This is a genomic window from Pseudomonas sp. LBUM1648, assembly GCF_059716145.1.
Map to the genome: position 1 here is coordinate 4,540,454 of NZ_CP166808.1, position 16,668 is coordinate 4,557,121.

General features: G+C 61.3%; 5 protein-coding genes. 1 reads left to right on the plus strand and 4 read right to left on the minus strand.

Translation table 11 applies throughout. The features are described from left to right. Positions 1–12,999: a non-ribosomal peptide synthetase gene (locus ACA043_RS20550; RefSeq protein ID WP_497657824.1), complete on the minus strand. Its 12,999-nt coding sequence runs from the start codon at positions 12,997–12,999 to the stop codon at positions 1–3. 369 nt (positions 13,000–13,368) lie between these two features. Here ACA043_RS20550 and ACA043_RS20555 point away from each other — a divergent pair, with 369 nt between their 5' ends. After that, positions 13,369–13,923, plus strand: a complete 555-nt coding sequence (locus ACA043_RS20555; RefSeq protein WP_064120208.1) for an RNA polymerase factor sigma-70 — start codon at positions 13,369–13,371, stop codon at positions 13,921–13,923. A gap of 100 nt (positions 13,924–14,023) precedes the next feature. On the opposite strand, the gene ACA043_RS20560 is transcribed toward ACA043_RS20555, so the two are convergent. The 3 genes from ACA043_RS20560 to ACA043_RS20570 form a co-directional block, all read right to left on the minus strand. Beyond that, positions 14,024–15,037: a GNAT family N-acetyltransferase gene (locus tag ACA043_RS20560; RefSeq protein WP_497657825.1), complete on the minus strand. Its 1,014-nt coding sequence runs from the start codon at positions 15,035–15,037 to the stop codon at positions 14,024–14,026. An 86-nt stretch (positions 15,038–15,123) separates the two neighbouring features. Beyond that, positions 15,124–15,921, minus strand: coding sequence for a substrate-binding periplasmic protein (locus ACA043_RS20565; protein WP_497657826.1), 798 nt, complete (start codon positions 15,919–15,921; stop codon positions 15,124–15,126). Positions 15,922–16,013: 92 nt separating this feature from the next. Further along, entirely contained in the window at positions 16,014–16,637 is a 624-nt protein-coding gene (locus ACA043_RS20570; RefSeq protein WP_187679538.1) for a TetR/AcrR family transcriptional regulator, read from the minus strand. Between the last annotated feature and the right edge of the window lie 31 nt (positions 16,638–16,668).

A 16,668-nucleotide genomic window follows, 5' to 3' on the forward strand; every position in this document is an offset into this window, starting at 1 on the left:
TCATAGACCTTCGAGCTCCGCCATCAGGTCATTCAAGCGATCCACCTTCTCCTCGGTGATATCACTCGCCGCCAGCCCATCGATGTACTCGGCCAGTTCCGCCACCGTGCTGCATTCGAACATCGCCCGCAGCGGTACGTCGCGTTGCAGGGTTTTTTGCACCCGCGAAGCAATCTGCGTCGCCAGCAACGAATGGCCGCCCAGTTCGAAGAAGTTGTCGCGCACGCCGACCTTGTCGACCTTCAGCACTTCGGCCCAGATATCCGCCAGGGTCTGCTCCAGTTCGTTGCGCGGGGCCAGGTAATCCTGGCTCTGCAACTGGCCGATCTCCAGCGCCGGCAAGGCTTTGCGATCGAGTTTGCCGTTGGCGTTGAGCGGCAGTTGCTCCAGCCACAACCAGTGCAGCGGCACCATGTATTCCGGTAGTTCGGCACGCAGGCGCTGTTTGATTCGCTCCAGACGTTCACTCGGATTGACCGCCGAACCCGCAGCAACCAGATACCCGACCAAGTGCTTGCCGTTTACGCCTTCCTGCACGCCAACCGCCGCATCACGGACTTCCGGCTGTTCGTGCAGACGCGCTTCGATTTCACCCAGCTCGATGCGGTAGCCGCGGATCTTCACTTGATGATCGACCCGGCCAACATATTCCAGCACGCCATCGCTACGACGTCGCGCCAAATCACCCGTGCGATACAGACGCTCACCCGGCGCGCCGAACGGGTTCGGCACAAATACTGGTGCAGTACGCAGCGGATCGCTGACATACCCGCGACCGACGCCGGTGCCCGCCACACACAACTCACCCACCGCACCCAACGGCACCAGTTCCAGCGCGCCATCAAGCAGGTACAGCAAGTTGTTGTCGGTCGGTGTACCGATCGGCAAGTAACTGCCGCGAGTCGAGGCCAGGTCGACGCGGAAGAACGCCACGTCATCGGAACATTCCGCCGGGCCATAAGCGTTGACCAGGCCGATCTGCGGGTAACGCAACAGCCACTGATGCGCCAACTCGGGCGGCATCGCTTCACCGGTCGGCAGCATCCAGCGCAGGCCGTCGAGGCTCAGGCGATCCGAGGCGAGCATGCCTTGAATCAGCGAAGGCACGCTCTCCAGCACGGTGATGCCCTGTTCCTGCACATGCACCAGCAAACCTTGCGGATCGTGGGCGATGGTGTTCGGCACGATGTCGACCCGCGCACCAAACAGCGGCGCGGCGAGGAATTGCCAGACCGAAATATCGAAACTTTGCGAAGCGGTCTGCGCGATGACGTCAGCGTCAGTCAGATGCAGATAGGGCACCTTGCTCAACTGGTTGTTAAGCATGCCGCGCTGCTCGACCATCACACCTTTCGGCAAGCCGGTGGAACCCGAGGTATAGATCACATAGGCCAGATTGTCCGGGCCACTGTGGATGCCTGGGTTTACCAAGGATGTCGCGGCTGCTTGCACCTCTTCCCAGACCAGCAGACGTGGGCGATTGGCGCAGCTGAATTCATCCAGCAAAGTCTGCGCTTGGGCGCGGCACACCTCGCTGCACACCAGCACTGGCGTGCGGCTCAGCTCGATGATCCGTTGCAGGCGCTGACTCGGCAGGCCGGGGTCCAGCGGCAGGTAACCGGCACCCGCCTTGAAGCTGCCGATGATCATGCCCAACAGATCAAGGTTACGTTCGGCCAGCAACGCCACCGGTTGATCCATCTGCACCCCGGCCGCAACCAGTGCATGACCGAGACGGTTGGCGTTGTGGTTCAGCGCCTCGAAACTCAATTGCTGATCGAGGCAACTGGCAGCAATCCGCTGTGGATGCTGCGCGACCTGCGCTTCGAACAGCGAAACATAGCTCTGCTCCAGCGGATAGTCATGGGCGCTCTGGTTGCAATCGTGAAGCAGAAAGTCCTGTTCCTCAGCGCCCAGCAACGGCAGGTCGGCCATGTCGCTATGGAAACCATCGACCAGCGCCAGCAGCAGACGCTTGAATTCACCGAGCATCCGCTCGATCGTCGACTCGTCGAAGTAACGCTGGTCATACGACAGATGCAGGCCGAGGTCATCGCCCGGGTAGCACACCGCCGTCAACGGGAAGTTGGTGTGGGTGCGGCCCGAGTCCGAAGTCGCGTTAAGACTCTGCGCGCGATCCAGCACGGAAACTTCCACCGGGGCGTTTTCGAAGACGAACAGGCTGTCGAACAGCGGCTGGCCTTTCGGCAGTTCGCTCTGTTCCTGAATGCTCACCAGCGGCAGGTATTCGTACTCGCGCAGCTGCATGTTGCTGTCGAGCAAACCGCTCAACCACTGACGCACACTGGCGCGCTGATCGTCCGCCGGGATCTGCACCCGCAGCGCAATGCTGTTGATGAACAGGCCGACAGTGCGCTGCATCTCGGGCATTTCCACCGGACGCCCGGCCACGGTTACACCGAACAGCACGTCACGATCACCGCTCATGCGCCGCAGCACCAGTGCCCACGCCGCTTGGGCGAAGGTGTTGATGGTCAGTTGATGGGCCTGGGCCAGTTCGCGCAGACGGGCACCGTCCTCGACGTTGAGTCGGGTGTAGCGGTCGCCGACGACCATCCCGCCGCTTTCGCCGGCATGTTCACGCAGGAACGGACGGTCGCTCGGGATCGGCGTGGTGCGTTCGAAACCTCGCAGGTTCTGCTGCCACCATTGGCGCGCCTCGGCCAGGCTCTGGCGTTGCAGCCAGCCGATGTAATCGCGGTAACGCGGCGGCACGCTCAACTGGGCTTCGCGACCTTCACCAAGGGCGGTGTAGATTTCGAAGAAGTCATTCATCAGCAACGAACGGCACCAGGCATCGATGAGGATGTGGTGGTTGCTCATCATGAACCAGTAGCGCGCCGCCCCGACCTTGATCAGGCGCAGGTGGAAAGGTGCCTGATTGAGCAGATCGAACCCGGCCTCACGCTCGCTTTTCAGCAGTGCTTGCAGCTTTGGCTCTTGATCGGCATCGCTGATCGCGCTCCAGTCGAGGTACTCGATCGGCGTGCGGCCCGGGGTGTGAATCACTTGCAGCATGTCTTCGCCGACGTTCCAGCAGAACGATGCACGCAGCGCCTCATGACGGGCGATCACCGCTTGCCACGCCTGAGCGAAACGCTCGGGATCAAGTTCACTGTTGATGCGGTAGCGATCCTGCATGTAGTACAGACCGGTGCCCGGTTCGAGCAAGGTGTGCAGCAGCATGCCCTCCTGCATCGGCGTCAGCGGATAAACGTCTTCGATGTGCGTGGCCGGCACTGGCAAGGCATCGAGTTGCGCCTGGGTCAGTCTGGCCAGCGGGAAGTCCGAAGGCGTCAGGCCACCGGCCTCGTCTTGCAGGCAATGGCTGATCAGACTTTGCAGTTCGGCGAGGTAGGCGTCGGCCAGATCATTGATGGTCTGCGCGTCGTAACGCTCAGCGCTGAAGGTCCAGCGCAACAGCAATTCACCGCCATAGACCTGACTGTCGATGCTCAATTCGTTCGGCAACGGTGCCTGCGGATCGTGGGCCGCGCCGACCGGCTCATCCAGCGGACGGAACAGCGCATCGCTGCCGAAGCTCTGGTCGAACTGGCCGAGGTAGTTGAAGGTGATCGGTGCGTTCGGCAGCGCCGACATGCTGCGCTGGCTGTAATCATCGGCCAGATAACGCAGCACGCCATAACCCAGACCTTTATGCGGCACCGCGCGCAGTTGCTCCTTGATCGCCTTGATCGAAGCGCCCTGCCCGGCGGCCTCTTCGATGTTGTGCGGAGTCAAGCGCAGGGGATAGGCACTGGTGAACCAGCCGACGGTACGGGTCAGGTCGATCTCGTCGAACAGGGTTTCGCGGCCGTGACCTTCCAGCTGAATCAGCGCCGACTCTTGTCCGCTCCAGCGGCACATCACGCGGGCCAGGGCGGTCAGCAACAGATCGTTGACCTGGGTGCGATAAGCGCTTGGCGCCTGTTGCAGCAGTTGTTTGGTGTGTTCTGCATCCAGACGCACGCTGACCGTTTGAGCGTGGCGATTTTGCTGGCCGCCCTGTGGATTTTCGCATGGCAGATCAGCGTTCGGGCCCGCCAGTTGGGTTTGCCACCAGTTGAGTTCTTCACGCAGGGATTCGCTGCCGGCGTAAGCCTGCAAGCCTGCCGCCCAATCCTTGAAGGCGCTGGTTTTCGCCGGCAACTTGACTGACTGATTGGCGTCCAGCTGGCGATACACGGTTTGCAGATCGTCGAGCAAAACGCGCCACGACACACCGTCGACCACCAAGTGATGGATAGCGATGAACAGGCGTTGCTGACCCTCCGGGCCATCGACCAGCAAGGCGCGCAGAAGCGGGCCGTTTTCCAGATCGAGACTGCGCTGGGCATCGGCGAACAATGCCTCACACTTGTCCATCGAGGACACTCGCACTTGCCACAGCACTGCCGCATCCGACACCTGTTGGTGCGTCGCTTGCCACGCGCCGTTGGCCTCGGTGAAGCGCAGACGCAAGGCGTCATGCTGCTCGATCACTGCCAGCAGCGCCTGCTCCAGACGGTGCGGTTCCAGCGTAACGGTCGGCTCCAGCAGCAACGCCTGGTTCCAGTGTTGACGCTGAGGAATATCGCTATCAAAGAACCAGTGCTGAATCGGCGTCAGACGTGATTCACCGGCGACCAAACCTTGTTCGGCCGTCACCCGCTCGCTCCGACTCGCCACAGCGGCCAAGGTCTGCACGGTCTGATGCTGGAACAGGTCACGCGGGCTGAAATGAAGGCCCTGCTGGCGCGCGCGGCTGACCACTTGAATCGACAGAATCGAGTCGCCGCCCAGTTCGAAGAAGTTGTCGTTGAGCCCGACCTGTTCGACGTTGAGTACTTCGCACCAGATCTGCGCCAGGGTTTGTTCGAGCTCGTTGCTCGGTGCCACATAATCCTGACGATTGAGCTCCGGGTCCGGCGCCGGCAAGGCGCGGCGGTCGAGTTTGCCGTTGGCGGTCAGCGGCATGCTCGCCAGCAGGATCAGGTGCGTCGGCACCATGTAATCCGGCAATTGCGTCTTGAGGTGCGACTTGAGGGCCTCGCGCAATTCGGCCTGTTTGGGTTCGCTTTGCTCTGCGATCTCGGTGACGAGGTAGCCAACCAGTTGCTTGCCGCTCGGCGCATCCACTGCCAGCACCACCGCTTCGCGGATCGAATCGTGATCGACCAGGCGGGTTTCGATTTCGCCCAACTCAATACGGAAACCACGGACTTTCACCTGATGGTCGATCCGGCCCAGGTACTCGACCAGACCGTCGGCGCGCTGGCGCACCAGATCGCCGGTGCGGTACATGCGACCGCCATCGACGGCAAACGGATCAGCGACAAAACGCTCGGCTGTGATGCCCGGACGATCATGGTAAGCCTGCGCCAGACCGGCGCCGCCGACGAACAGTTCGCCGGTCGCACCTTGCGGCACCAGTGCCAGATCGGCGTCGAGGATGTACGCAACACGCGCACCGATCATGCTGCCGATCGGCACACTGCCGGCGCCCTCCTCCAGCACATCCGGGGCCAGACTGGCCAGTGGCATGACCACGGTTTCGGTCGGGCCGTAGGCGTTGAAGAACAGGCTCGGTTTGAACGCTGCGCGAATCCGTTGCAGGTGTTCGCCGGTCAATGCTTCGCCGCCGGTGATGATCATCCGCACCGGTAGGACTTCGTTTTGCGTCGCCAGGAATTGCGCCAACTGGCTGCCGTAGCTCGGGGTGAAACCCAGCACGTTGATGCGATGGGTGCGAATCAGCCCGCAGATTTCTTCGGCGTCCCACTGACCTTGCGCACGCAGCACAACTTGCGCGCCACTCAGCAGCGGCACCAGCAGACGCTCGGTGGCGGCATCGAAGTTGATCGAATAGAAGTGCAGCTCGCAGTCGTCCGGGCGCATGCCGAAGCGTTCGATCACGGCTTGGCAGTGCATGGCGATTTCACCGTGGGAGACCACCACACCTTTCGGCTTTCCGGTCGAGCCCGAGGTGTAAATCAGGTAGGCCTGATGCTGCGGCAGGCTGATAAAGGGCAGCTCCGTGGCCGGGTAATCCGCCAGTGCCGCGCTGTCATCTTCCAGGCTCCAGCGCGCCACACTCGGCGGCAAATCGCCAAGCGCTTTGAACATCGCACGGTCGCTGAGCAGCAGACCGATGCGGCTGTCTTCGATCATGTAGTGCAGACGGTCGAGCGGGTATTCCGGGTCAAGCGGCACATAGGCACCGCCAGCCTTGAGGATCGCCAGCAGGCCGATGACCATTTCCAGCGAACGTTCCAGCGCCAACCCCACGCGCACCTGCGGCCCGACGCCACGCTCACGCAGCGCCCAGGCCAGGCGATTGGCGCGGGCGTCGAGTTCGGCGTAACTCAGGGTATGGCCGGCGAAGGTCAGGGCCGGCGCGTCTTTGCGCACCAGGGCCTGCTCGGCGAACAGGTGATGGATGCACTGATCGAGACGATGCTCACCCGGCTCGATGCCAAGGCTGTCGAGCAGGTGCTGCTGCTCAGGTTTGTCGAGCAACGGCAGTTCGCTAAGGCGTTGCTGCGGATCGGCGATCAGCGCTTCCAGCAAATTGCGCCAATGCTTGGCCATGCGCGCGATGGTCGGTTCGTCGAACAGATCGGTGCTGTACGTGAGGCAGCACCCGAGGCGATGGTCGAGGTCGGTGACTTCCAGGTTGAGGTCGAACTTGGTCGCCCACGCATCGTTGGCCAGGTATTCGACGGTCATACCGGCAAGCATGCGGCTCTGCTGGAACTCCCAGCGCTGCACATTGCACATCACCTGGAACAGCGGGTTGTAAGCAGCGCTGCGCGGTGGCTGCAATGCCTCGACCAGATGATCGAACGGCAGATCCTGATGGGACTGGCCTTCGATCACGGTGTGACGAACCTGCTCGAACAACTCGCCGACCGACATCTGGCCGTCGAGTTGGCAGCGCAACACCTGGGTGTTGAGGAACGCACCGATCAGCCCTTCGCTTTCCGGGCGGATGCGGTTGGCCACCGGCGCGCCGATACGCAGATCGTTCTGGCCGCTGTAGCGGTAAAGCAGCGTGGCGAGCGCGGCGGTCATGGTCATGAACAGGGTCAGACCGTTTTGCGCATTGAACGCACGGACGCGGGCGGCGAGGTCGTCGCTCAGGTCGAAACGGAACAGTTCACCCTGATGGCTTTGCACCGGCGGACGCGGACGATCGCCCGGCAGTTCCAGCAGCGGATGTTCGCGCCCCAGTTGCGCGGTCCAGTAGTCGAGCTGACGCTGACGTTCGCCGGACTCCAGCCAGTTGCGCTGCCAGACGCTGTAGTCGAGGTACTGCACCGGCAACGGTTCGAGCGGCGAATCGCGGTCGTCGACAAAGGCTTCGTAGAGCGCGCTAAGTTCGCGGGCGAAAATATCCATCGCCCAGCCTTCGGTGACGATGTGATGCAGGGTCAGAACAAAGTAATGCTCATGCTCGGCGGTCTTGACCAGACAGGCGCGCAGCAGCGGGCCGGTTTCCAGATCGAACGGCTGGTGCGCTTCTTCGTCGGCCAGTTGCTGGACGCGTTGCTCACGGACATCAGCCGCGAGTTTCGAGAAATCCTTCCAGTCCATGCGCACGCCCGTCTCGGCATGCACGCGCTGACGGGCCACGCCGTCGACGCTCGGGAACGTGGTGCGCAGGGTTTCGTGACGCAGGATCAGCGCTTGCAACGCTGCCTCGAAACGCTCGACATGCAACACGCCACGCAGTCGCGCCATGCCGCCGACGTTGTACGCCGGGCTGTCCGGCTCCATCTGCCAGAGGAACCACATGCGCTGTTGCGAATAGGACAGTGGCACGGGTTGGCTGCGATCAACTTTTTCAATCGGCGGCTGTTTATTGGTGCGGCCGCTGACCTGGATCAGACGGATCTGTTCGGCGAAATCACCGAGTTCGCTGTGTTCGAACAAGGCGCGCAGTGGCAGTTCGACGTCGCAGGCCTGACGGCTGCGGGAGATGATTTGCGTGGCCAGCAGCGAGTGACCGCCGAGGGCGAAGAAATCGTCGCGCAGGCCGACTTGCGCCAGACCCAGCACTTCACGCCAGATCGCGGCGATCTGTTGCTCAAGTTCAGTGACCGGCTCGACGTGTTCGCGCACTTGCCATTGCGGCTCAGGCAAGGCACGACGGTCGAGTTTGCCGCTCGGGCTGAGGGGCATTTCGTCAAGGCATATCAGTTGCGCCGGGACCATGTATTCCGGCAGTTCAGCGGCCAGAGCGGTTTTCAGGCGAGTGATCTGCGCGTCCTGATCTTCGCTGGCGTAGGTGGCGGTGAAGTAGCCGATCAGTTGTGCGCCAGCGGCGGTTTCGCGTACCAGCACCACGGCTTGGGCGACGCCGTTTTGAGCGAGCAACCGCGCTTCGATTTCTTCCGGTTCGACACGAAAGCCGCGCAGCTTGACCTGTTGATCGAGACGGCCGAGGTATTCGATGACGCCGTCGGTTGTCCAGCATGCACGGTCGCCGGTACGGTACAGACGCGCGCCCTGCTCACCCAATGAATCGACAACGAAACGTTCGGCAGTCAGCGCCGGGCGGCCGAGGTAACCACGGGCCAGGCCGATGCCGCTGATGCACAGTTCACCGGGTACGCCGGCCGGCATGGGGTTGAGGTCGGCGTCGAGAATGCGGCACACCACGTTGCCCAGCGGTCGACCAATCGGCGAGCGTTCGCCATCGGCCGTTGTGCAATGCCAGTGAGTGACGTTGATCGCGGTTTCGGTCGGGCCATATCGGTTGTGCAGTTGCACCGCTGGCAGTTGCGCCAGTACGCGGTTACGCAACTCCGCCGGCAAGGCTTCGCCGCCAGAGAAGACACGGCGCAGGCTGGTGCATTCAGCGCTGAGCGGCTCGTCGACGAATAACGAAAGCAGCGGCGGCACAAAATGCAGCGTGGTCACGCCGTATTGCTGAACAAGCTGAGCAATGCGATGCGGATCACGGTGTTCGCCCGGGCCGGCAATCAGCAGACGTGCACCGGTGATCAGCGGCCAGAAGCATTCCCACACCGACACGTCGAAACTGATCGGCGCCTTTTGCATCAGCACGTCGGTTTCGTTGAGGCGATAGGTGTTCTGCATCCATTGCAGACGTTCGGCCAGTGCCGCGTGCGTGTTGCCGACGCCTTTCGGCTGGCCAGTGGAGCCGGAGGTGTAAATCACATAGGCGAGGTTGTCGCCGTGCAGGTGCAAAACCGGTGCCTGGCTCGGCCAGTTTTCCAGGTGCAACGCGTCCATGGCGATAACGCTGACGCCTTCGCTGGCCGGCAAGCGGTCAAGCAATTCGGTCTGGGTCAACAGCAGTTCGACGCCGCTGTCGTTGAGCATGTAGGCCAGGCGATCAGCCGGATAATCAGGGTCCAGCGGCACGTAGGCGCCGCCGGCCTTGATGATTGCCAGCAGGCCAATCAGCAGTTGCGGCGAACGCTCGGCAGCGATGGCCACGCAGACATCCGGGCCGACGCCTTTGTCACGCAGGTAATGCGCCAGGCGGTTGGCTTGAGCATGCAGTTCGGCGAAATCGAGGCTGCCACCGTCCCAGACCAGCGCAGTGCGTTCCGGGGTCAGGCGCACTTGTTCATTGAGCAGCTCCGGCAGCCATTGTTGCGCCGGGGCGCACGGGGCGATGCTCCAGTCTTTTTGCTGATCGTGTTCAGTGGCGGTCAGCAGTTGTAGATCGCCAATGGCCTGCTGTGGACGCTCGCAGACGTCGCGCAACAGATTGCTGAAGTGTTCGGCCAGACGCTCGATCGTCTGCGCATCGAACAGTTCGTTGGCGTAGTCGAACGACAGCGTCAGGCGACCGTTACGGTCTTCCTCGCTGTGCAGTTGCAGATCGAACTTGGCCTCGCGGCTGTGCCACGGCAATTCTTCGGCGAGCAGGCCCGGCAGGCGCTTGAGCGCACTCAGGTCGCGCTGCTGATGGTTGAACATGACTTGGAACAGACCTTGTTCGCGGGCCTGCGGGAAAGCTTCGAGCAGTTGTTCGAATGGCAGATCCTGATTCGCTTGTGCGCCGAGTGCAGCCTGACGGGTTTGCGCCAGCAACTCGATAAAGGACAGCCGCGAATCGACGTCAGCGCGCAGCACTTGGGTGTTGATGAAGAAGCCGATCAGGCCTTGGGTTTCCAGGCGCGGACGGTTGGCATTGGGCACACCGATGCGGATATCTCGCTGCCCACTGTAGCGATGCAGCAGGCTCTGGAACGCCGATAGCAAGAGCATGAACGGCGTGGCATCGTTCGCTTGGGCAGTCTGTCGGATCGCTTGGCTGAGGCTGACGCCCAAGCGCACGCTGTGTCGTGCCGCGCTGTGAACCTGCAAGGCGGAACGCGGATGATCGGTGGCCAGTTCCAGCGTCGGATGCTCATTCCCCAATTGCGCTTTCCAATACGCCAGTTGCCGCTCGCCCTCGCCTTGCGCCAGCCATTGGCGCTGCCAGCTGCCGTAGTCGGCGTATTGAGTTGGCAACGGTGCGAGTTCGGCACGTTGCCCTTGGGAAGCGGCGGCGTACAGACGCGAGAACTCATCGATCAACACGTTCAGCGACCAGCCGTCAGCGATGATGTGATGCAGCGTCACCAGCAGTTGGTGATCTTCATCGTCGAGGCGGATCAGCGTCACCCACAGCAGTGGGCCTTCTTCCAGATCGAACTGGGTACGCGCTTCGTCCTCACGGATCTGCCGGGCACGGGCCTCACGCTCATGGGCTGGCAGGTCGCTGATGTCGATCAGTTGCAGATTGAATTCAGCTGTCGCGTCGACCTGTTGCAGCGCCACACCGTCGCGTTCGAAGAAACGTGTACGCAGGGATTCGTGGCGGTCGATCAGTTGCTGGAAACTGGCGCGCAAAGCGTCTTCGTCCAGTTCACCGCGCAAGCGCAGGCCGCCGGGAATGTTGTAGGCGCTGCTTTGCGGATCGAGCTGCCAGGTGATCCACAGACGGTTTTGTGCCAGCGATTGAGGCATCGGCTCAGTGCGCGACAGGGCAGTGATTTCGCCCTGAGCGCTGCCGCCGTCCTGTTGCTGTTGCGCCACCGCAGCGGCGAACGCGGACAGGGTCGGGGCTTCGAAGAGCAGGCGCAGATTCAGTTCAAGACCCAGCTCTTCGCGGACGCGGGCGATCACTTGCGTGGCGGCGATCGAGTTGCCGCCGAGCAGGAAGAAGTGATCGTCGGCGTTGACCTGTTTGACGTTCAGCTGTTCGGCCCAGATTTTGCCGATCAGGGTTTCGAGTTCGGAGGCTGATGCCGTCGCATCCTGGGTTTCGGAAGTGGTCGACGGGAACACTGCGTAGCTGTCGAGGCTGCCGTCGGCCAGACGATTGCGGCAGGCCGAACGTTGCAGTTTGCCGCTGGAAGTCTTGGGCAGCGCGCCCGGATTGAGCAGCACCACCACACTCGGAGCTTCTTGATATGCCTCTGCCACCGCTTGGCGGATGGCTTTGATCAATGCGTCCGGCAGCAGGATTTTCTGCACGCTGCGGCTGATTTCCGCGGCGATACCGATTCCCTCCTCGCCGTCCTGAGTAACCGTAAACGCGGCGACACGGCCCTTGCGCACCACCTCCACTTCGTTTTCGACAGTCTTCTCGATGTCCTGCGGATACAGGTTGTGCCCGCGCACGATCAGCATGTCCTTCAAACGACCGGTGATGAACAACTCACCCTCGCGGATGAAGCCCAGGTCGCCCGTGCGTAGCCAGGTGCGGCCGGCGTGCTGGACGAAGGTCTTGGCGCTGGCCTCGGGGTTGCGCCAGTAACCATGAGCGATGCTCGGCCCGGCAGCCCAGACTTCGCCAACGGCGTTGTCGGCCAGTTCTACCAGGCTGCTCGGTTCGACGATCAGCACCGCGTGCTCCGGCTGGCTGACGCCGCAACTCATGATCGGGCTGCCATCGCCAGGCTCGGCGCTGTTTTGCGCCAGCGCCTGATCATCCACGCGCAGCGCGGGAATACCGGTGCCACGCGGGGTGCCGGCAACGAACAGCGTCGCTTCGGCCAGACCGTAGGAGGCCATGAAACTGTCTTCGCTGAAACCGCAGGTCACGAACTTCTCGGCGAAGCGCTCAAGGGTGTCGAGACGGATCGGCTCAGAGCCGGAATAGGCCACACGCCAACGGCTCAGGTCGAGACGCTCCAGCGCCGATTCACTGACCCGCTCGCTGCACAAACGGTAGGCGAAATCCGGCCCGCCGCTGATGGTGCCGCCGTATTGGCTGATCGCCTCAAGCCAGCGCAATGGACGGCCAAGAAAGTACGCCGGCGACATCAGGATGCACGGTACGCCGCTGAAAATCGGTTGCAGTAATCCGCCGATCAAACCCATGTCGTGGTACAGCGGCAGCCAACTGACGATGACGTCGTCCGGGTTCACATCGATGCCGAAACCGTGACGGATCAGCAACTCGTTGGCGACCAGGTTGCCATGGCTGACCTGCACGCCTTTGGGCAATGCAGTAGAGCCAGAGGTGTATTGCAGAAAGGCGATGTGGTCTGTCGGCAGATCGGGTTCGACCCAACGATCAGCCAATGCGCTGTCGAGGGTATCGACGCACAACAGCGGCGGCGCACCTTCGATCTGTTGCAGCGCTTCACGCAGGTCGGCGCTGGTCAGCAGCAGGCGCGGCTCGGCGTCGGCGATGATCGACAGCAGACGCTCCTGGTGATGACGGCGGGCGGACTCCGGCGGATAGGCCGGCACCGCGATCACGCCCGCATACAGGCAACCGAAGAATGCCGCGACGTAATCCGGACCGCTGGGAAACAACAGCACCGCGCGATCACCAAATTCGGCCTCGGCCTGCAACGCGGCAGCAATGGTGCGCGCGCGCTGATCCAGTTCGCGATAGCTGAGCACCACAGCCTGCTCTTCGTTTTCAGCGAGAAAACGCAAGGCCAGTCGATCCGGCGTCAGGGCCGCGCGGCGCTTGAGGGCTTGGACCAGGGTGCTGGGGAGTTCGAACGCGTCGGTCATGAGGTTTCCTGCCTGAATTCGGCTTGCTAGTGGAATCGGGTTGCTGCGTCACGCCCTTCGAGGGCATGCAGGACGCGGTCTACGCCGACCGCGCAAGGCATGGGAATGCTGTCTGGCCGGGACTCTTTATCCGGAACCATTCACCAATGAGAACGGATGACGTCTTGAAATAATTAGTCGGCAGGCTGGATCGTCAATGGGACCGGGGTGCGGCGGCGTGTCGCAGTTCTCAGATCGCAATAATTCAGAGCATTACTTCTCTTTCTCATTTGACAATCATTATCATTCAACATAATTTGTCGCTCGATGTGTAGGGCGCCCCTCCTCTCCCCGGCGTCCCACGAACCAATTGGCAGCAAGGTGATTTCCATGACGGAACAAGTATCCACAAGCAGGTGCGATTCACCGCTACTCCAGGCGTTTGTCGACAACCGACTGATTCTGGTCAAGATTGCAGCGCGCATTACTGGCTGCCGCTCGCGTGCCGAGGATGTCGTGCAGGATGCGTTTTTCCGACTGCAATCAGCACCACCGATCACGTCGTCGATCAAGGCTCAACTGAGTTATCTGTTCCAGATCGTGCGCAACCTCGCCATCGATCACTACCGCAAACAGGCGCTGGAGCAGAAGTATTCCGGCCCTGAAGAGGAAGGGCTGAACGTGGTCATTCAAGGTGCTTCGCCGGAAACCTCGCACATCAACTTCTCGACCCTGGAAAACATTGCCGATGCGCTGACCGAGCTGCCCAGCCGCACTCGCTATGCATTCGAGATGTACCGCCTGCACGGCGTGCCGCAAAAGGACATCGCCAAGGAACTCGGCGTCTCGCCGACCCTGGTCAACTTCATGATTCGTGATGCTCTGGTGCACTGCCGCAAGGTGTCGGGCAGTCGTCGGGATGCGGTGGCTGTGGGTCGTCGCTGAAACCGAGTTGTCCGCACAAAAAAGATCGCAGCCTTCGGCAACTTCTACAGGGTTAACGCGATACCCGTGCAGGAGTTGCCGAAGGCTGCGATCTTTTGCTTCAAGCCAACTTGCAGCGATCAAAAAACCGCTCACGCCCCAGGATCATCAGCGCCGCGCGCTTGTGCGGGAAGTCGAACTCTTTCTCGCAATGGAAGCACTGATTCTGCATGTGGCCGATCATCTTCGCGTTGTCGGCACGCGGCTCGGCAACCACGCGCTGCGTGCGCGGGTCATCCAGAAACAGGTAGTGCACCAGCGCCGATAACCAACTCGCTACTTTGTGCGGACCGCGGTGATCCTCCTCCCCTACCAGCATGTGAATGCCACGGTCGTAGTTGTCGGCTTCGTAGAACGGTGCGATGCGATCTTCCTTGGCCCAATAGGCTTCGAAATAGGCAAACGGCTGATCATCGAAACAGCCGATCAAGGTCAGCGCATGCGGATCGGCGTCGAGTTTGCTCAGGTACTCGCGATGCTTTTCAATGCTGCCCTCTTCCTGCCAGAAACTGGCCACCCGCGGACTGTTCTGCCAGCGATTGAAACGCGGCAGATCCTCTTCGATCTCTACCGTACGCAGGGAAATCCACGCTCCCAGGCGTGCATCAAAACGCCGGTAAACCTCACCGCGCGGCTTCAATGGTCGCAACGGATGGCGCTTGCCAGCGCTGATGACCATCTGCTGCGGATAGCTGCCAGTGAGCGACGCGCCGAGCCAAGGTTGCGGCAGTTGCCAGAACAGCGTGCGCTCGCAGCGGTATTCACCGGGCACATCGGTGTTTACCAACAAACCGCTGAGCAAGGCCTCGGTCGGTGGCTGATCGAGTTGCCAGGTCAATTGCTGGCACTCCGGGTCCCGCGCAAAAAGCCAGTAACAGGCAGCCCACAGCGCCTGGCCAGGCGGCAGGGCAAAACGCTCATCGATCTGGATCGGCCCTTTGGCCTCACGATCCAGTCGCAGGCGAATCAATGGTTGCCCATCCAGGCTCAGGCTCAGACGGCTTTCGGTTGCATCGGCTACCAATTGGCTGCCCGAAGGCAAGGCCAGGGCAGTCAGGTCATTCAGATTGGACATGGGTCGGGCTCACGATAATCGTCGACAGTTCAACGATGGGACGTGAGCCGAGCGGAGAAATTTAGGCTTGGGCAGCAATCAGTGCTTCAGTGATGGGGCACCGGCACTACCGCAATCCGGTACGGATCGAAGATTTTCAGCATCTCACCGTTGTCGCGCAAACCTTTCAGCAGTTTGCCGAACGCATCACCGGTTATTGGTGCGGTTGGACGAAGAATTGCGTAGTGGTGGTAGACCTGATCGATGCGCTGCGACACCAGCAACTCATCGCGCACCTTTTCGTTGCGCAGCAGGTAATCACTCAGATAGGAGCGGGTCACCAGCGCGATATCCGCGCGCCCGCGCAGCACCATCAACAGGTTGCTGTCGTGGGAATAGGTCAGTGTGGCCTTGAAGTTCTGGGCAAGGAATTTTGGATCAGCATTGAAGTTGGCGAACTCGTAGTGATAACCACTGAACAGGGCCAGACGCTTGCCGGTGAGATCGGCAAAATAGCTCTCCTTGCGCCCTTCTTCCCGTTGTGCGACGAAAATTTCGGCGTCCTCCAGCCCCATGTCGACGTCGGTGTGGGGAATCTCCTTCCAGCCCCACTCCGGGTTTTCGAAGATCGCCATATCGATCCGTCCCTGCTTGAAATCACCGAAACGCCGGGGAATCGAAGTCGGTACCAGCACGAACTGATAGTCGCTTTGCAGGCGATTCAACGCCTCGACCAATTGTGGCAAGAGACCGGTGTCGGCACCGTTTTCCGGGCGAACGGTGTAGGGCGGAAAATGCGCCGCGCCCACCCGCACCAATTGCGCTGCCTGTGTGGGCATTACCCATATTGCAGCCAGCGCTGCGAGCACAAGCCCCGCGGCCGTCCGAATTGGCGAAGACTTCAAAACACCCCACTCCCCGAAAAAGTACCGATCAATGCATTCAAGCTAGGCGGTTTCGCCCAGTTAGCCAGTTTCCCGACCCGATAGAAAGTGCTTCAACGCTCTTCAAGAACCAGAATCAGCGCCTCATCGGCCAACTGATCCAGGCTCAAACTGCCGCCGGCACGGAACCAGGTGGTGGTCCAAGACAGTGCACCAGTGAGGAAACGCCGGGTAATAAATACGTCGCCGCGAATAAATCCGGCGTCCTTGGCCTCGCCCAGCACTTGCAGCCAGATGTCTTCATAAACATCGCGCAACGCGAGAACTTTGGCCTGGCCCTCTTCGGACAACGAGCGCCATTCGTAGACCAGCACCGCCATGGCTTCGCCGCTGCCGCCCATGATCGACTGCAATTCGCAGCGAATCAGCGCCAACACCCGCTCGCGGACATTGCTGGCGTCGGCGAGCGCTGCGCGCATCAAGGCAGTGTTGTAACGGATGGTTTCTTCCATCACCGCGCGCAGGATTTCATCCTTGCTTTTGAAGTGATGAAAAATGCTCCCCGACTGAATGCCCACCGCGCCGGCCAGATCGCGCACGGTGGTGCGCTCATAGCCTTTGTTGCGGAACAGGTGAGCCGCCACTTGCAGCAATTTGCCACGGGCGCTGTCCGGGTCGGTCAACTGGCCGTCGTCGACCAGTTCGCGCATGACCCTCAGGGCTTTTTGCTCGTCCACCCGTTCTCTCCTACAGTCGATCAGTCTGTTG